The organism is Butyrivibrio sp. XPD2006 (genome assembly GCF_000420865.1).
Taxonomy (GTDB): domain Bacteria; phylum Bacillota; class Clostridia; order Lachnospirales; family Lachnospiraceae; genus Butyrivibrio.
On sequence record NZ_ATVT01000017.1, the window covers coordinates 76001 to 92257 of the forward strand.

Consider the following 16257-nt stretch of genomic DNA (forward strand, 5'->3'; position numbering starts at 1 on the left):
AGCAGTGGACAATTTAGCTTGAATCTGTGCTGATGCTCCTACGAAAATACCATCATATCGGAAATGCAGTGTAGAAGAGTTCCATATTTTTCCTACGCATTCCGTATTTTTTCAGTGATGCAGTGGAGAAAACATCTTATCCGGCGTTTTGACATCCACTGCATTTGCCATTTTAGAGGCATTGTGTAGGAAATATTCCTTAATATGAGTCAAAATGAAACGTCCCCGGTGACTCAAAATGAGTCGAACTGAAACGTCCCCAGTGACTCAAAATGAGTCAGTCTGAAACGTCCCCGGTGACTCACTCCGTGCAGGCGAGAACGACTTCGTCGGCGCGACGGGAGATATCTGCGGCGGTTGCATGATCTATGGCGCGGACCCAGGGGTTCTTGCGGTCAAGGGATGCTTCCCGGCTGCTGTCGCTACCGGCCTGCGGATCTGATATAACTCTTGTGCCATACTCGCCATAATATGTGCCCGGCTCATCCTTGGTGATGCCACCCCAGCCTGAAAAACGCTCAGGAGCTATGCTTTCATCCATTATGCAGTCGAGGAACACAGTCCTTGCCTCTTCTCTCCAGGGTCTGCCCAGAAAGACCGAACCCTTCTCGCAGCCTTTCGCTCCGAAGATCCTGCAATTTCTGAAAACAAATCCCATATTATCCTTAAGTCCGCATGCAGCGGTGATATAGCCATTTATGATGCGCTCCGAAATGTCGATCTGGTCTTTGTCAACGCCCGATGCGCTTCCCGCGCCAGCCCGGCTTCCTGCGCTTCTTCCAAACATCCTGTCATTGCAGGTAATAACACAATCATCAAATACTGCATCTGCGCCGCCAAAGATAAAGTCCACATCTCCGGTGATCTCACAGTTCTTGTAATACTGCCTGGTCAGGCGTCTCTCAGTCATCATGCGAGGCCCCATAAAGCCATTCTGCTGCCTTGCGCTCACAGGAAGCGGCGCACAAAACAGAGTATCCTTGCATCCGGTCATCTTCACCTTCTCAAACCTGCATATATCGGCATCCGCATAAACAGCCACAGCCTGGCCCACAACTCTGCCATCTCCGGCTGAATTCTTGATAGTCATGTTCCTGACAGTCACCTTTTTTCCGCCAAAGAAAGCTGTATATGTCCTGAAAGTCCCGCGCTTACTGCCATCCGGCATTACTTCATTAGCATAGTCATCAAAATCAATGACTGTCTCATCGATGCCTGCACCAACCAGCGTAATATCTTCCTTCTCGCAAAATATCTTTTCCCTGTATACTCCTGCGCTGACTTCTATCACAGCGCTCTCTTCATAGGGAACTGCATCTATTGCTTCCTGTATTACAGCGTAATCTCCGCCACTTTTTGCAACTTTGATTTCCAGCATACTATTTCCTCATTTCACACATACTCAAGCCCTGAAACACTCTGCCTCTCGACTCCGACAAGCTCAGGCTCGCCATCGGCAGCGCCTGAAATCTCAACATCCGAAAGCACCAGCTCGCGTACATTCTTGGCATAGATGCTGCGGCCTGACATTTCGTCGAAGTTGTCCATCATTACAGGCCTCTCAGGCACGCGCTCCGCTTCCGGGGCAAAAGACACTTTGATGTCCTCAAAGCACAGCTTGCCAATGGGGCTCTCCGGCAGACCAACTGCACAGAGAACGCAGGAAGATACACCGGTGCAGCTGATGTGTCTTCCGGTAATGCTGCCGATCACAGGTGTCATCTCGTCAACAGGCGCCGGAGCCTGGTTCTGCACATAGTCGCTGTGTCCGTCCGGATCGCAGAAATAAAACATATTTACAGTGAAAGGCATGTGAACGCCTTCCATCATGATATTCTCAAATAAAATGTCATCCAGAACGCTTCTCTCGCCACGTCCGCGTCTAGTCTTGATGCGAAGTCCCCTGTCTGTGCCTATAAATTCGCACTGTGAAACCCTTACATCCCTGACGCCGCCTGCTGCCTCGGAGCCGACAGTCACGCTGCCGTGACCTCTCTCAAATTTGCAGTTGCGGATCTGAACATTCTCGGTAACCTTGTGGTGCTTCAGCGCCATGTAGTACTTGCCGCTCTTGATGGCCATACAGTCATCTCCAACGGATATCACGGTTCCCAGCACTCTTACGTTGCTGCAGCTCTCAGGATCAAGGCCGTCAGTATTGGGCGAATCCGAAGGATTGTGAATATACAGATTAAGGAAAGCAAGATCATCACTATAATATGGATGAACCGTCCAGCAAGGTGAGTTCTGCACTGTCACTCCCTGGACCCTGACCTTCCTGCATCTGCACAGGAAAAGAGTCTTGGGCCTCCATGCAATGCGCTTAACCTTGGCATCCTTCCACCAGTCTGCGTTCTGCGCATTTCCGTCAATGGTACCGGGGCCGATGATATCCAGATTCTGAGCATCGATAGCAGTAACCAGCGACGCAAAGTTGTCCAGAGGATTGCCCTCCCAGGTGCCAAGATTATACTCATCCTTCTCATCAGTGGACATTGTCATGCCCGGAAGCACCGGATATTTCTTCCTGTCAGTCTCTCCAAGAAGCACAGCTCCTTCATCCAGCCAGAAGGTCATGTCAGACTTAAGGAAAATCGGCGTTGTCAGATACTGACCTGCAGGCAGATACACGGTTCCGTCTGCGGGGCACGCACAGATAGCCGCCTGAATAGCAGCAGTATCGCTTGTCTTACCATCTCCCACTGCTCCAAACTTCGTCACATCAAGCAGTACAGACTCATGGCCGGTCACAAACTCCTTTTCCACCAGCTCTCCGCCTGCATCCACGCCGATCTTATATTTTGTATCGGGTAAAAGACCCATGACCGAAACAACGTTTTTATCAGTCATAAGGCTCTTTTCCCCATTTATATACACGCCAAACTCGGCCTGCTGCCTGAAAACCGCCTCAGACTCAAGCTCGATGGTCACGCTTCTGTTAAAAACCTCTACAATCTTAAAATCCATGAAAACCTCCAATAAAAAAGTGCTAATGTCATACTATTCATAGCCAAGACTCGAAAATGCAAGCATTTCCGAGTTGGCGAATATCCGCCAAATATAAATATTTAAAAATTCATCTATTTGAGTAAACTCAATATCTGAATTTTTAAATATTTATGCTTGGCTCTGAATAGTACCATATTAGCACATTTCCTATCTAAATCCCCGTAAAATCATGAAGTAAAAGTGGTACATCAGCTCACTTTCCATCTATCCATTCGCTTATGACTTCCGCCGTCTCATCAAGCTGCTGATCAGCCGTGATAGTCGGCTCGCCGTCGCCATTCTGAAGCCCGTAGTTGCCGAAGTACGAGTGGATACCGCCCTCGATCACGTACTCTGTTGAATCTGCAGGCCAGTTCTTCTTGCTCTCATCGTAGTTGTCCATCTTAATGACCTTGTCGTTGCTGCCAAGGATCGACAAAAGCCTGACATCCATATCCGCCAACGAATCTACCGGATAGGAAGCACACAGGATGATTCCCTTAAACTTAAATGCAGAATGGTCCCCTGACTCCGTCCCCAGGGACCAATTTTCGACGAGGTAGCGTGCAGCTGCGACGCCGCCAAGGGAGTGGCCTGCGATGTACCATTCAAGATCATCGACGGACTCCTGGTCCTCATACCGCGCCCTTGCTGCCTTTAAGGTATCCACAGCATTGACACTGAGGAGAGCCACGTTATCAGCCATTTTGGGCAAAAGACATATGTACCCCCGCTCAGCTAATCTGTACATAAGGCCACTATATGCCGTGTACTCCACCTTGGCTCCGGGGTAAAAGACTATAACTGCCTTGTAATCCTGGTTTTGCGGAAGGAACACCGTCCCCTCCGGGGCCTCGAAGGAGTGGACTTCCTCCGTAAGGTCTTTTGCCAGATCGGCGATAGCCGTCTCATCCGCAGCATAATAATTGCCGGTGTATATCTTGAATGCCGCAAAAACGAGGACAACCAAGAGCACCAGCATTATTAGTATTCCAAGTATTATCTTTTTAAATAAACTCTTCTTTTCCAAAAAAGTACCACCTGATCACGCTTTAAGCGCTCTGTCCATGATCTTGATAAGCTCAAGTGCACTGACAAAGTCTATCTTCTCATTTTTCTCCTGGTGGATCACATGACCCTGCCAGGTGGCATCCTGTCTGTAAACCACCTGAATAACGAAGGTTCCGAGCTTGCCCTTCTTGTTCTGTACGTTGCGAACGCCGTTTGCCTCTGAAATTACCTCGATGGGAAGCTTGTCAGAGAGCTTCTTTTTCTTGTAACCGATATCGTCTCTGGAGCCCTTCTTGAAAACACGGGGCGCCAGTCCGCGCTGAGGGAAATCCCACTCGTCAAAGAGTTCCTCAAGCTTCATCATGAAGTCCATCATTCCGTCAAAAGCAATAGGGTTATCCGCATACTGATGATATATAAGTCCCTGATAATCCGCATTGTCATCACTCTCAATGCAAGCGCAGATCAGGTTTCTGGCAAAAAGCATCTGCTTGGTCTCGCTCATATCCTCTTTTTTCAATCTCCCTCGAAAGAATTCAATAATCATAGTTAATTATAACCTTTTTAAGCCTTCAAATAAACAATTTCCTTGGGCTTTTACAGAAAAGGGGCCGTATGATCCGACTCACATGGCCCCTCGCGATTAGAGAAAACATCCAGCCAAAGCGCCGGTTGCTTCTTTAGTTTTTAGTTACTTCTGGTCCTCTCCTCACTCAGAGAACTGCTGCCCTTTGCTGCGTTGATTGCTTCATCTACCAGTTGCAGCAATTCCAGAGCGCTTCTGAAGTGCTCTGTGGTTTCATAGTCAGCCCAAACTACTTTTCCCTGCCAGGTTCCTCTCTGACAATCCTCCACTTTGATAATGAAGGATCCTTTGTTTCCTTTGTGGTGATTCTTACTTTTCATATGCATTACCTCGTGTCATGTTGCCAGGCTATTTCGCCTATTAGGTCGACAACAGGTCTTACTTGTATAATCTTATAATACAAAGAATACAATCATACAAATTATCATAGGAATGCCCGATTTTTGCGGATTTAGCTTAAACTATTCTTAACAAGATAAAGGGATAATTAAGATAATAAACACAAAATAAAGAATTCATAACAAATTTTATGATCACTTTTTGATTTATTCCCTTGTGTTGCAAAAAGTGAAAACTTTTGCATAAAGGCGATATAATAATAAATACAACACTTACCAAACTATCGGAGTACAATACACATGAACATCTTTGATATCATCGGCCCTGTAATGATCGGGCCTTCAAGTTCACATACCGCAGGTGCTGTGCGCCTGGGCCGCGTAGTCAACAAGCTTATTGATGAACGCCCTTTAAAAGAAGTTGTGATAACACTATCCGGGTCTTTTGCGCAAACCTATAAGGGCCATGGCACAGACAAAGCCTTACTTGCAGGAATCATGGGATATAAGAGCTACTCCCCGGAGATTCGCGATGCCCTGACAATAGCAGACAGTCTTGGCATCAAGTATTCCTTCAAGACTGAAAACATCAAAGGCGCACATCCCAATACTGCTCTGATCCGCTACTATCTGAAGGATGGCAGCGAAGGTTCCATGCAGGGTGCTAGCATAGGCGGCGGGAATATTCTTGTAAACCGCATAGATGGCCTTAACGTTGAATTTAGCGGTGACACCAACACCATTCTTGTCATGCACAAAGATACACCAGGAGTCATCGCAAACGTCACAAACCTGATGCACTGGGAGTATGAGAGTCTAAATATCTCAGGCTTCCACCTATCCCGGAGCGAAAAAGGTGGAGACGCCATAATGACCATTGAAATAGACAACAATCCCCCGGAAGAGCTCATCAGCGACATCCGCGGCATAGAACATATCACTAATGCAATCCTTATAAGAAGGGTATAAGAACAATGCTTAAATACGAATCCATGGCAGAGCTTGTAAGCGAGGCCACTAAACGCAATATAAAGATCAGCGAATTAGTTCTGGAAGACCAGGCAAAAAGCCTTGAGAAATCTGACCTTGAACTATATGAACAGATGGAAATGAACTTTAATATAATGAAAGATTCCGTCATCGATGGCTCCCGCCCGGACCAGCGTTCCACCTCCGGTCTTACAGGCGGTGAAGGCCACCTTATGTCAGAGTATGTCAAAAGAGCTGACGGAGGCCTCAGCGGAACCTTCATGAGTAAAGCAATATCCAGAGCCCTGGCGGTTGCCGGCTGCAACGCCTCAATGGGCAAGATTGTGGCTGCGCCTACAGCAGGAAGCTGCGGAGTCCTCCCGGGATGCCTTGTCAGCCTCTACGAGGACAGAGGTTTTCCGGAAAAAGACATTGTGATGGCCATGTTTACTGCAGGAGCTGTAGGCATGGTGATTGCAAACCGATCTAGTCTTGCAGGCGCCCAGGGCGGATGTCAGGCAGAGTGCGGAAGCGCCTCCGCAATGGCTGCAGCAGCGCTTGTGGAAGTCATGGGCGGAACACCGCAGCAGTGCTCAGATGCCTGTGCCATGGCCATCTCCAACCAGATGGGACTTGTATGTGACCCTGTAGCAGGTCTTGTTGAGATTCCCTGCATCAAGCGAAATGTTTCAAGTCTTATGATTGCCTTTTCATCAGCAGACATGGCACTTGCCGGAATTCCGGCACATATCCCGGCAGATGAATGCATGGATGCCATGCGTGAAGTCGGCGATGCTCTTCCAAATACACTAAAGGAAACAGCAAAAGGAGGCCTAGCTTCAACGCCGACAGGCCAAAAGCTCAAAGATCAGGTCTTCGGAACCTGACTGGCCAATTCTAAAGTATTCATTAACAAAAAAGATTGTAACAGCCCGAAAGCTATTACAACCTTTTTTAATAATTATTTTCTTTTTTTCTTAGATGCGAGCACTCCCATAGCTGTTGCAGATGCACCCATGATCATAAGTGTTGCCATCAGAGGATTGCTGGTGGAATCACCGGTCTTACCTCTTCTTGCGCCTAAAACCATAGGCTGAGGTGCTGTTCTCTTTGCGCCAAGAACCTGAGCAACTTCTTGTGCGAGAGGTGTATCATCATCGATGATGATAACCGGTACTCCCGGTGTTGTTGGTACATCAGGTGTTGAAGGTGTATCAGGTGTTTCAGGAGTCTCAGGTGATGTTTCAGGAGTCTCAGGTGGAGTCTCGGGTGTTTCCGGCGGTGTCTCAGGTGTCTCCGGCGGGATCACCTTGGTTGTTATCTCTGTCCAGGTACCACGTTCACTATTTTTTGAATACCTGCTGATCTTGATCGCATATGTCTTGTCTAATGAAGTCTTTGTCATGCTGTAATCTGTCTTGGTGAGAGTTGCCTTCTTAATGGTTGTTGTAACATCCCGTTTTGCAATCAAGATCTTCTTTTTGGCAATAGTATCAGCAGATACTTCCCAATACTTTTCTAATTTCTCAGCGGTTAACCTCTGCTTATTAACCTCCTTGCTTACATCCAGTTCTGACTCATAGACATATAACGTGCCGGAAACAATTGCCTTGTAGGAATCTTCTACATCTTTTTTAACGCTAACCTTGTAATTATTGGTTACAGTATCAGCAACTACTTTATAACCTGAAGGTTCTACAGTACAGCTTTTTACCAGGTAAGCTGTATATCCATATTTATATTTATGTCCCTCTGTTGTACTCGAATTTTGAATTTCTTTGCAAACTATTGTACCGCAGAAGTTTCCGCCACCAGTTTTCACTGTTGATCCAGTCGCCAAAAGATTCCCAATAAAATTATTAGGTTTCATCAATACTGTATCTTCATGTTTGTCATCATATTTTGACGTAACAAATGTAACGTTAAGTGGAATATTTTCGCCATATTTAATGGGTCCGTCATTGTGGGTCCAAGGAACTGCTTGATAAGTTGAAAGATAAGTAGCTATTGGTAAATAAACAAATCCCGTATTGGAGCGAAGGACTATCTCTACCGGATCTTCAGTAGCTATATAAACATAAGCCATTCTATCCTCTACTGCATCATCGATAATGTAAGTACCTGGGTCATGGATTGTATACCTCATATCTCCCCATTGGTCGCCTTCATTATGTTTGATAATACCACTTGTCTCTGCTTTTGCTAATATTCTATCCCTTTCTGCCTCGAATGCATCAAAATCCACGTCTAATGGATATGGAGTCCCCGGGTTCCAATAGCTATTATAGCTATACCCCTCAGCGTAGTGCACTCCACCAATAACATTAGCGCCTTCCTGATGATTATGCATATAACCACTTCCAGCAAGAATAGTATACTTTTCAGTATCTGTGGATACTTTATAGTAAACCTTCGTACCGTCAGCTTTTTCCTCTAAATATATGGTTTCCCCGCCTTCGCCTTCTATTTGTTTGCAATTATTTATAATGTAGTCATAATTAGCTGTTGTAGTAACAGCGAATTCTCCAAATTCTGTAATCCCCGTTCCTTCTGTTGTAGTAGTTACTCCTACAACTTCGACGTTTCTGTAAACATTAGGATCCAAATTTGCTGCTGCCGCTTCAGCTAAATCCCGGGTTGTATATATTCCTGAAGAATAATCACCTGTCTTAACAATCTCTACACGATCTTTCTGGACAGTATAGTTATCTTTAAGTGCCTCTACTTTTTCATTTGCTGTATTTTCATCGGCAAAGGTAGCCTCGGCTTCTATTGTGCATGTTCCATCGTTATTATTGGTAATTGTAATAATATCAAAGCCGTTTTTTAACAGATCAGTTTTTGCCGCTTCAGCTTTTTCCTGTGCAGACACTAACTCGATAACTTCATGCTTAGGATTCGTATATCCATCTTTTATAAGTTGGTTATATTTATTTGTCGCTTCCTGTGCGTTGTCATATGTCTTCGAAAAACTCTGTGTATCCACTAACGTACTGCTCATATTAACCGTATAACCGGCTTCCTCAAGCTCTGCCTTTTTCTGATTTGCAGTTACATCGCTTTCATAAGTCGCGGTTGCAGATATTGTGTATACTCCGTCATTTTTGTTAATAACAACATTTTTAAATCCTTCGCTTTCCAGGTATTCCTTTACATTTTGTGCCTCAGCTTCTGATGCAGCAACGTTCTTCTCTACATGGAAATTTGTATAGCCTTTCTCTTTAAGATCACTTTCGGCACTTGCAGCATCTTCCGGTGAGTCATATGTTTTGTCATGTTTATCTGCTACATATGTGTTTTCGCTTTCGTAAGCCCTGGCGTTAGCATAGTTAGCTGAATCATTGTCGAGTTCAGCCTTTCTTCCATCTGCAGCGGCCTGAGTTTTAAAATTCTTTTCCACCAGTTCACCGGTTTTATATGTTTCTGTGCCATCAACTGTTTCAAATTCTGTGTAGCCGATCTTTTCGAGTTCTTCTATTTTCTTGGCCAGTTCCGGATCGTTATCTCCTTCGAATTCTTTATCAAAGACCTCAAGCGTCTGTGTCTCTGTTTTTTCCGAAACAGTTTCAGCAGCATTGCTTATAATATTTTGGAGATTCTCATCCTCCACGTAATGAGGCTTGCCTTCAGCGTCATTATATGTAAAGCTTGTACCGTTGTTATCCGTAGTAACTGTGAATTCAGTATTCCCATCTTTAACATCCTGGCTCAGTGAGCTTAAATCTTCTTCACTTACCTGTGTGTCACCAATGGAATAAGTTGTTGACTGCTGAACAACATTGTCTTTTGCAGAATCAACAATGATATCCTTAAGGTCATCAGAAAGCTGAACATCCTGGCCGTTAATTGATACGTTTGATGTACCGTTAGTAGTTTCAACTACTATCTCTGCACCATCACTGACATTAGCAAGCTCGGCAGCCTGATCATTTGTCAAAGCTACCGGGTCCTGGCCCTCCTGTCCATTGTCAATAAAGGAATGCTCGCTGACTTCTTTAAGCTCGATTCCTTCATTCTCAGTGTTATTCTTTGCTGCTTCTTCTACCTGAGATACGATCTCTTCTGCAACATTTTGATCAGAAGTTGCAATATTCGTCTCAGAAGTTGTCTCTGTGGAAGAAACATCTTCTACGTATTCTCCGGTTGTAGTAGTTGTTACTGTGGTCGTTACTGTACCATCGTCATTAGTAGACTCTGTAGTTTCGGTAGTAGATGTGGCCGTTTCTTCATTTTTGGTCAATGATTCAGTGTTATTAACAACCTCAACGGTCGTTTCCTCTGTTACAGCAACGGCATTATCGGTCTTCTCGACATATGTGTTTTCTGTTTCGGTTATGGTTCCGGTCTCAGTCTCCTGTGTCTCCGACTTAGTGGTAGTGGGTTCTTCAGGAAGGTCAATCAGATCAGCTGCCTCAGATGCTGCATCTTCACTGGGGGCATTTACCTCAGATTTATCTGATTCTGACTCAGATGGACTGTTGTTGTCGCCATCTTTCGCTTCAGCCACGATCTCATTGGCCATAAAGACCATAGAGCCTGCCATAAAACAGAATATTCCTTTGCGAACTGCCTGGGGTATATTGTTGTATCGTCTCATTTCCTACCTCCTTATCCACAAAGCCACCAATATCTTAAGCGTTATTCTTAATTAAATTCTACTTAATGGCCTATCATAAAAAACATCATAAGCTGCAAAAGAAATGTTTCTTTATGATGTTTTAATCTTTTCTTTATTTTGTTTCTATTTCCTTAATACGGAAGTTTGAGACACACTAAAAAGCTATAGCATTTTCGTAGCCCTCGTGAGAAAAATATATTAAAGAGATACCGAAAGATAATGACGATAAAGAGGAAGAAGAGAGGAGAGGTAATATTCCAGATAAAAAAATAAGAGAGAGTCTTGAAAATCTTGGTTTAAATACCGACACTATCGACGAACTCTTTGCTCAAATCGATGCAGAGAACGCTACTCTTGTTCCATAAGTACAATCATATGAAGAATTTAGGCGCAGTCCTTCGAGGCTGCGCCTTTTCATTTTGGTCCCTAGGGACGGAGTCAGGGGACCATTTTGGAATGCACCTTAAGGAAATCTTAAGAATTCTTCATTAAATCTTAAAGACTTCTTGCCGCTTGATGTGGTAATATCTTCCTCGTGCTACTTTTCTAGCACATTCTATGGCACTTTGCCATCTATCATTCCGGGTATGCGCATACGTTGGAAATCATTACGGCAACAGAAGGAGGATTCACAATTGCCAACCAATTCCATAAGCAATCCTAAATATAAAGACTCTGTCTTCAGGATGCTCTTCAACAATAAAAAAGAGCTTTTATCACTATACAATGCAATAAACGGCTCTCACCATGATAACCCTGATGACATCACCATTAATACAATCGGTGACAGTACATTCTTGAAGGTGAAGAATGATGTATCATTTATCTTCAACTACGAACTCAATGTATTCGAACATCAGTCAACGCCATGCCCCAACATGCCACTAAGAGATCTGTTCTATGTTGCAAAACTACTGAAGAAGATAACTCAGGAAGATGACCTATACAGTTCTAAGCCTGTGAAGATTCCCACTCCGAAATTCTATGTTTTCTACAACGGTACAGAACCTCTTCCGGATGAAAAGATCTATCGTCTGTCTGAACAGTTTGAAAAGCAGACAGATACACCGGATATCGAACTGACAGTTACGGTACTCAACATCAATGAGGGCAATAATCTGAAACTCATGGAGGCATGTGACACGCTAAAAAGCTATAGCATTTTTGTGGCCCTCGTGAGAAAATATATTAAAGAGATACCGAAAGATACTGACGATAAAGAGGAAGAAATCAAGGCAGCAATTAATCATGCCATTCAGGATTGCATTGATCAGAATATCCTAAAGGCCTTTTTTGAGAAACATAGAGGAGAGGTACGTGACATGACATATTGGGATTATAATGAAGAACTTCATAATAAGACTATTGCTACAGAAGCGACCGAAAAAGCAGCTCTTGAAATGATACGTTTTGATCAAGAAGAAGGAATTTCCAAGGAAAAGACCCGTCTACGAATTAAAAGGTTTGGTCTATCCGATGGCACTATCGACGAACTCTTTGCTCAAGTCGATGCAGAGAACGCTACTCTTGTTCCATAAGTACAATCATATGAAGAATTTAGGCGCAGTCCTTCGGGGCTGCGTCTTTTCATTTTAGTCCCCAGGGACGGAGTCAGGGGACCATTTTGGGAGAAAAGATCTATCGTTTGTCTGAACAGTTTGAAAAGCAGACAGATACACCGGATATCGAACTGACAGTTACGGTACTTAACATCAATGAGGGCAATAATCTGAAGCTCATGGAAGCATGTAACACATTAAAAAGCTATAGTATTTTCGTATCGCTCGTGAGAAAATATATTAAAGAGATTCCGAAAGATACCGACGATAAAGAGGAAGAAATCAAGGCAGCAATCAATCATGCCATTCAGGATTGCATTGATCAGAATATCCTAAAGACCTTTTTTGAGAAACATAGAGGAGAGGTACGTGACATGACATATTGGGATTATAATGAAGAACTTCATAATAAAACTATTGCTACAGAAGCGACTGAAAAAGCGGCTCTTGAAATGATACGTTTAGCTCGGTCAGGTAATATTCCAGATCACAAAATAAGAGATAGTATTGAAAATCTTGGTTTAAATTCCGACACTATCGACGAGCTCTTTACTCAAGTCGACTCAGAGAACGCTACTCTCGTTCCATAAGTACAATCATGTGAAGAATTTAGGCGCAGTCCTTCGGGGCTGCGTCTTTTCATTTTGGTCCCCAGAGACGGAGTCAAGGGGTTCATTTTCACCTTAAGGAAATCTTAAGAATTCTTCAGCAAACCTTAAGTATTTCTACTGTTTTTCTTAAAGACTTAGCCATCTAATTCTATTATGATAGTTTAAGTGCCGACACATATAACACATCAAAAATGCAAAACGCACACACTTTGTATTGCATTATGTAATTTTGTGATATAATTAAGGGGGGATAATGTACAATCACTTTACTATTGATTTTGACACAGTAGATTTCGAGTGGGATGACGAAAAAGACAACTACAACTTTGCTACCCATGGTATAAGATTTAAAACAGCAGCCAAAGTTTTTCTCGATCCTGATGCCTTAATTCGTGATGACGATGAGCATTTAGGCGAAGAAAGATATGATGTAATAGGTTCAATTGGCAAGATCATCTTTGTCGTTATTACTATTCGCAAAGGTAATACCATTAGGATAATATCTGCCAGATGCGCAACTAAGCCTGAGAAAGAGAGGTATTTATATGGCAAAAATGAATATTAAGGATTTAAACCCAAAGCTTTCAAAGGAAGAGAAAAAAGATCTTCTCAAAGCCGAAAAGATGCCAATTACACATGATGATGACTGTCCAGTGATGACGCCTGAGAAACTTAAGGAATTCAAGAAGCTCCACCAACAGGAACAACGTAGAAAAGAGACCGTATCCCTTAGAGTTTCTCCTTCAACTCTAAACATTGCCAAAGCCTATGGAAAAGGATACACTTCATTCCTTGGCAGGCTTCTGGATGAGGCCATCAAGGACGAGAATCTGGTTAAGAAATGCATATGATGATAAAAGAAATGGCGGATAGCCGGGGTTTACCGACTATCCGCCATCTTATTGATTTTGTTTAGGGAAAAGAGCTAATGGCCTATGCCTTAGTCTTCTTCCTCTTTCTTTTTACCTGTGAGCATCATTGCGATTGCTGCTGCAGCTGCGATTACGATTGCAAATACTCTTGCTGAGCTGTTTGCTTCGTCTTCTGTTCTTCCACGTCTTGCGCCAAGAACTGCTGCGCCGTCAGTTGCTGCTTCAGGTTCTCTTGTTGCTCCAAGTACTGCTGCAGCCGGTGCTGGTGCAGGAGCTGCAGGTGCTGCGGGAGCTGCAGGTGTTGTAGGTGTACCTGGTGTTCCAGGATCATCTGTAGGACCAGGTGTAGGTGCAGGATTCTGACTGATTACAGTGTAGATTACTACATTGTATGCAGGTGCTGTCATTGTTGTGCTAGCTGCACTTGAATGAACTGTTCCTGTGATAATATCAAGGAATCTCTCAAATGCATCGATCACACGACTGATCACTGTATCATTTTCAGTATCTCTTTCCATTTCCCAGAATGTAAGTGTGTAACCATCGATTGTAGGAACATCAATTACATCAAACTGCTGGTTGTATCTAACCTCAAACTGCTCAGGAAGTGCTGGTAATACGTCAGGTCTTGCAGTTCCTGCAAATCTGTACTCATAACGAACCTGATATGCCCTTGGTCCATATATGAGGTCAACTACTGTTCCGGATGCAACCATGTCTTCTGTTGTAGCTTCACCATCTGCAGGCTGGTTTACAACTACATCGATCAGTTCGTATCCTTCGTAATCCTTAGCAGCAAGGCTTGCCTGTGTTACTTCAATCTCACTAGGATCATTTACCCAAACTGTTCCGCTGTAGCTTGCTGTATCCATTACAGTTCCTTCAACCACATGGTTAACTGTATATTCTACATCCTTGGTCTGTGTTGTATCCTTGACGTACTTAAGAGTGATAACTGTTCCGGTTTCAACCAAATCTCCCTCTCTTACGCCTGCAGGATCGATAGAATCGAACTTGTAGCCAGTGAATGTCTTCTCTTCAAGACTTCCAGCCTCTACTTCGATTGTATCATCATCATTTACCCAAACTGTTCTTGAGTAGTTTGTACTGAGTGCTGCATCAATAGTTCCATCCACATCATACTGAACAGTGTACTCTACTGTCTTATTCTGTGAATCGTCCTTCACATAGTTAAGTTCTATAACTGTTCCGGACTTAACTGTTGAACCTTCTGTTGCAGTTGCAGGAGTCTTATTGTCGTATCTGTAACCCTTATACTCATTCTGCTTGAGAGATCCTTCTTCGATTTTTATTACATCATCAGCATTTATCCAGATCTCTTTTGAATAAGTCTTGGTATCTGCCTCCTGCTCAACACCTGCTACCATGTGCTTAACTGTATACTTTACAGTCTGCTTCTGGCTTTCATCTACCTCAAAGGTAGCTGTGTAAGTAGTATTAGCATAAAGAGCTCCATCTCTATTCAGCTTATCAATAGCTACAGCTGAAGTAAGCCCTGAATCACCACTTACCTTATCGCCATCCTTAAACCAACCGGTGAACTTATATCCTGTCTCAGCCTTTGCCTCTGATCCTGTTACTCCAACTGTTCCAAGTACCTGAATGTCAGCATTCTCTTCAGGTGTAACAGTTCCCATTGTTCCGTTTGAAGACTCATACTTAACAGTATATGTCTTATTAGGGTCAGGAATAAATCTTGCCTCAAAGGTTGTGTCATCATAAAGTTCATCTTCGTCAGTATTAAGTTTGTCAATTACTGTGGCAACATCCAGTAAAGCATCTCCACTGATCTTATCATCATCCTTGTACCAGCCGTTAAACATGTAACCAGGCTCTGCTGTTGCTGCTGATCCTGTTATTCCAACTGTACCAAGCTTCTGAATATCAACGTTCTCTGTAGGATTTACACCACCCTTCGCTGTATTTTCTGACTTATAAGTTACTGTGTACTTAGCGTCAGGATCTGGAATGAACTTAGCAACAAAGTTTGTATCCTGGTAGCAAACAATGCCATTTTCTGTTTCAGGATCCTTGTTGAGGTACTCAATTGCCTTTGTAGAAGTAAGTACAGCATCATTAGTTACAAGTTCTAATTCTTCGCCGTTCTTCTTATACCAACCATCCAGGATATATCCAGGCTCTGGTGTTGCTTCTGAACCTGTTACTCCGGTAGTCTTTGTAATCTGAAGTCCTGTGTTGTCGGAAGGACTAGCACCGCCTCCGGCAAGGGCTGTGTATACTACGTTGTACTTCTGACCGTCGTCCTCAACAAACTTAGCTGTGAAGGTAGTCTCCTGATAAAGAGTTCCTTCCTTAGTAACGTTTGCCTTTGCAAGGTCTGCTGTAAGTGTTGGTTCTGTAGTAATGTTTGTATCGTCCTTATACCATCCAAGAACCTTGAATCCCTTCTTTGGTGTTGCTTTAGATCCATTTACGTTTGCTGTTCCAAGCTTCTGGCTGAACCCTGCATCTTCTGTAGGATCTACTGTTCCCTTTGCTACATCCTCAGATTCGTACTTAGCCTTGTACTTCTGATCAGGATCTGGTTCAAATTTTGCAACAAAGATTGTCTCCTGGTAGATTCCATCTACTGAATCTATCTTTGACTGTGCAAGGGTATCTGTAAGGACTGGCTGCTCAGTAATAATTGATCCATCCTTATACCATCCAGTAAATTTGTAACC

General features: G+C 43.6%; 13 protein-coding genes. 6 read left to right on the forward strand and 7 right to left on the reverse strand.

What is annotated here, in order from left to right:
* Window positions 1–301 precede the first annotated feature (301 nt).
* The 5 genes from G590_RS0115985 to G590_RS19920 all read right to left on the reverse strand — a co-directional run bounded on the left by G590_RS0115985 (window position 302) and on the right by G590_RS19920 (window position 4905).
* On the reverse strand, window positions 302–1378 hold the full coding sequence (locus G590_RS0115985; RefSeq protein WP_022766665.1) for a pectinesterase family protein: 1077 nt from the start codon (window positions 1376–1378) through the stop codon (window positions 302–304).
* 14 nt (window positions 1379–1392) lie between these two features.
* Complete coding sequence (locus G590_RS0115990; protein WP_022766666.1) at window positions 1393–2967, reverse strand: glycoside hydrolase family 28 protein; 1575 nt, start codon at window positions 2965–2967, stop codon at window positions 1393–1395.
* A gap of 235 nt (window positions 2968–3202) precedes the next feature.
* Window positions 3203–3826, reverse strand: a complete 624-nt coding sequence (locus G590_RS0115995; RefSeq protein ID WP_196802507.1) for an alpha/beta hydrolase — start codon at window positions 3824–3826, stop codon at window positions 3203–3205.
* Window positions 3827–4033: 207 nt separating this feature from the next.
* Window positions 4034–4519: a hypothetical protein gene (locus G590_RS0116000; protein WP_155828787.1), complete on the reverse strand. Its 486-nt coding sequence runs from the start codon at window positions 4517–4519 to the stop codon at window positions 4034–4036.
* Window positions 4520–4686: 167 nt separating this feature from the next.
* Window positions 4687–4905 carry a hypothetical protein gene (locus G590_RS19920; protein WP_022766669.1) on the reverse strand — a complete coding sequence of 73 codons (219 nt, stop codon included), beginning with the start codon at window positions 4903–4905 and terminating at the stop codon, window positions 4687–4689.
* Between the two features lie 318 nt (window positions 4906–5223).
* Here G590_RS19920 and sdaAB point away from each other — a divergent pair, with 318 nt between their 5' ends.
* Together sdaAB and sdaAA are read left to right on the forward strand one after the other, a co-directional pair.
* Window positions 5224–5892, forward strand: coding sequence for an L-serine ammonia-lyase, iron-sulfur-dependent subunit beta (gene sdaAB, locus G590_RS0116010; protein WP_022766670.1), 669 nt, complete (start codon window positions 5224–5226; stop codon window positions 5890–5892).
* Window positions 5893–5897: 5 nt separating this feature from the next.
* On the forward strand, window positions 5898–6779 hold the full coding sequence (gene sdaAA / locus G590_RS0116015; protein WP_022766671.1) for an L-serine ammonia-lyase, iron-sulfur-dependent, subunit alpha: 882 nt from the start codon (window positions 5898–5900) through the stop codon (window positions 6777–6779).
* A 74-nt stretch (window positions 6780–6853) separates the two neighbouring features.
* Here the strand turns inward: sdaAA and G590_RS0116020 are convergent, their stop codons facing one another.
* Window positions 6854–10489, reverse strand: a complete 3636-nt coding sequence (locus G590_RS0116020) for a hypothetical protein (RefSeq protein WP_022766672.1) — start codon at window positions 10487–10489, stop codon at window positions 6854–6856.
* A gap of 656 nt (window positions 10490–11145) precedes the next feature.
* Between G590_RS0116020 and G590_RS19925 the strand changes: the two genes are divergently transcribed.
* The 4 genes from G590_RS19925 to G590_RS0116040 all read left to right on the forward strand — a co-directional run bounded on the left by G590_RS19925 (window position 11146) and on the right by G590_RS0116040 (window position 13531).
* The gene (locus G590_RS19925) at window positions 11146–12048 is read left to right on the forward strand and encodes a hypothetical protein (protein ID WP_022766673.1); all 903 of its coding nucleotides are present in this window, start codon (window positions 11146–11148) and stop codon (window positions 12046–12048) included.
* An 86-nt stretch (window positions 12049–12134) separates the two neighbouring features.
* Window positions 12135–12659 (forward strand): hypothetical protein, encoded by a 525-nt coding sequence (locus G590_RS20880; RefSeq protein ID WP_022766674.1) that lies wholly within the window; start codon window positions 12135–12137, stop codon window positions 12657–12659.
* Window positions 12660–12933: 274 nt separating this feature from the next.
* Window positions 12934–13245: a BrnT family toxin gene (locus G590_RS0116035; RefSeq protein WP_022766675.1), complete on the forward strand. Its 312-nt coding sequence runs from the start codon at window positions 12934–12936 to the stop codon at window positions 13243–13245.
* Window positions 13226–13531, forward strand: a complete 306-nt coding sequence (locus G590_RS0116040; RefSeq protein ID WP_022766676.1) for a BrnA antitoxin family protein — start codon at window positions 13226–13228, stop codon at window positions 13529–13531. The genes G590_RS0116035 and G590_RS0116040 overlap by 20 nt, the downstream gene beginning before the upstream one ends.
* Before the next feature lie 89 nt (window positions 13532–13620).
* Here G590_RS0116040 and G590_RS19935 read toward each other — a convergent pair.
* The coding region (locus G590_RS19935; RefSeq protein WP_035763537.1) for an InlB B-repeat-containing protein at window positions 13621–16257 on the reverse strand (2637 nt) is incomplete at its 5' end.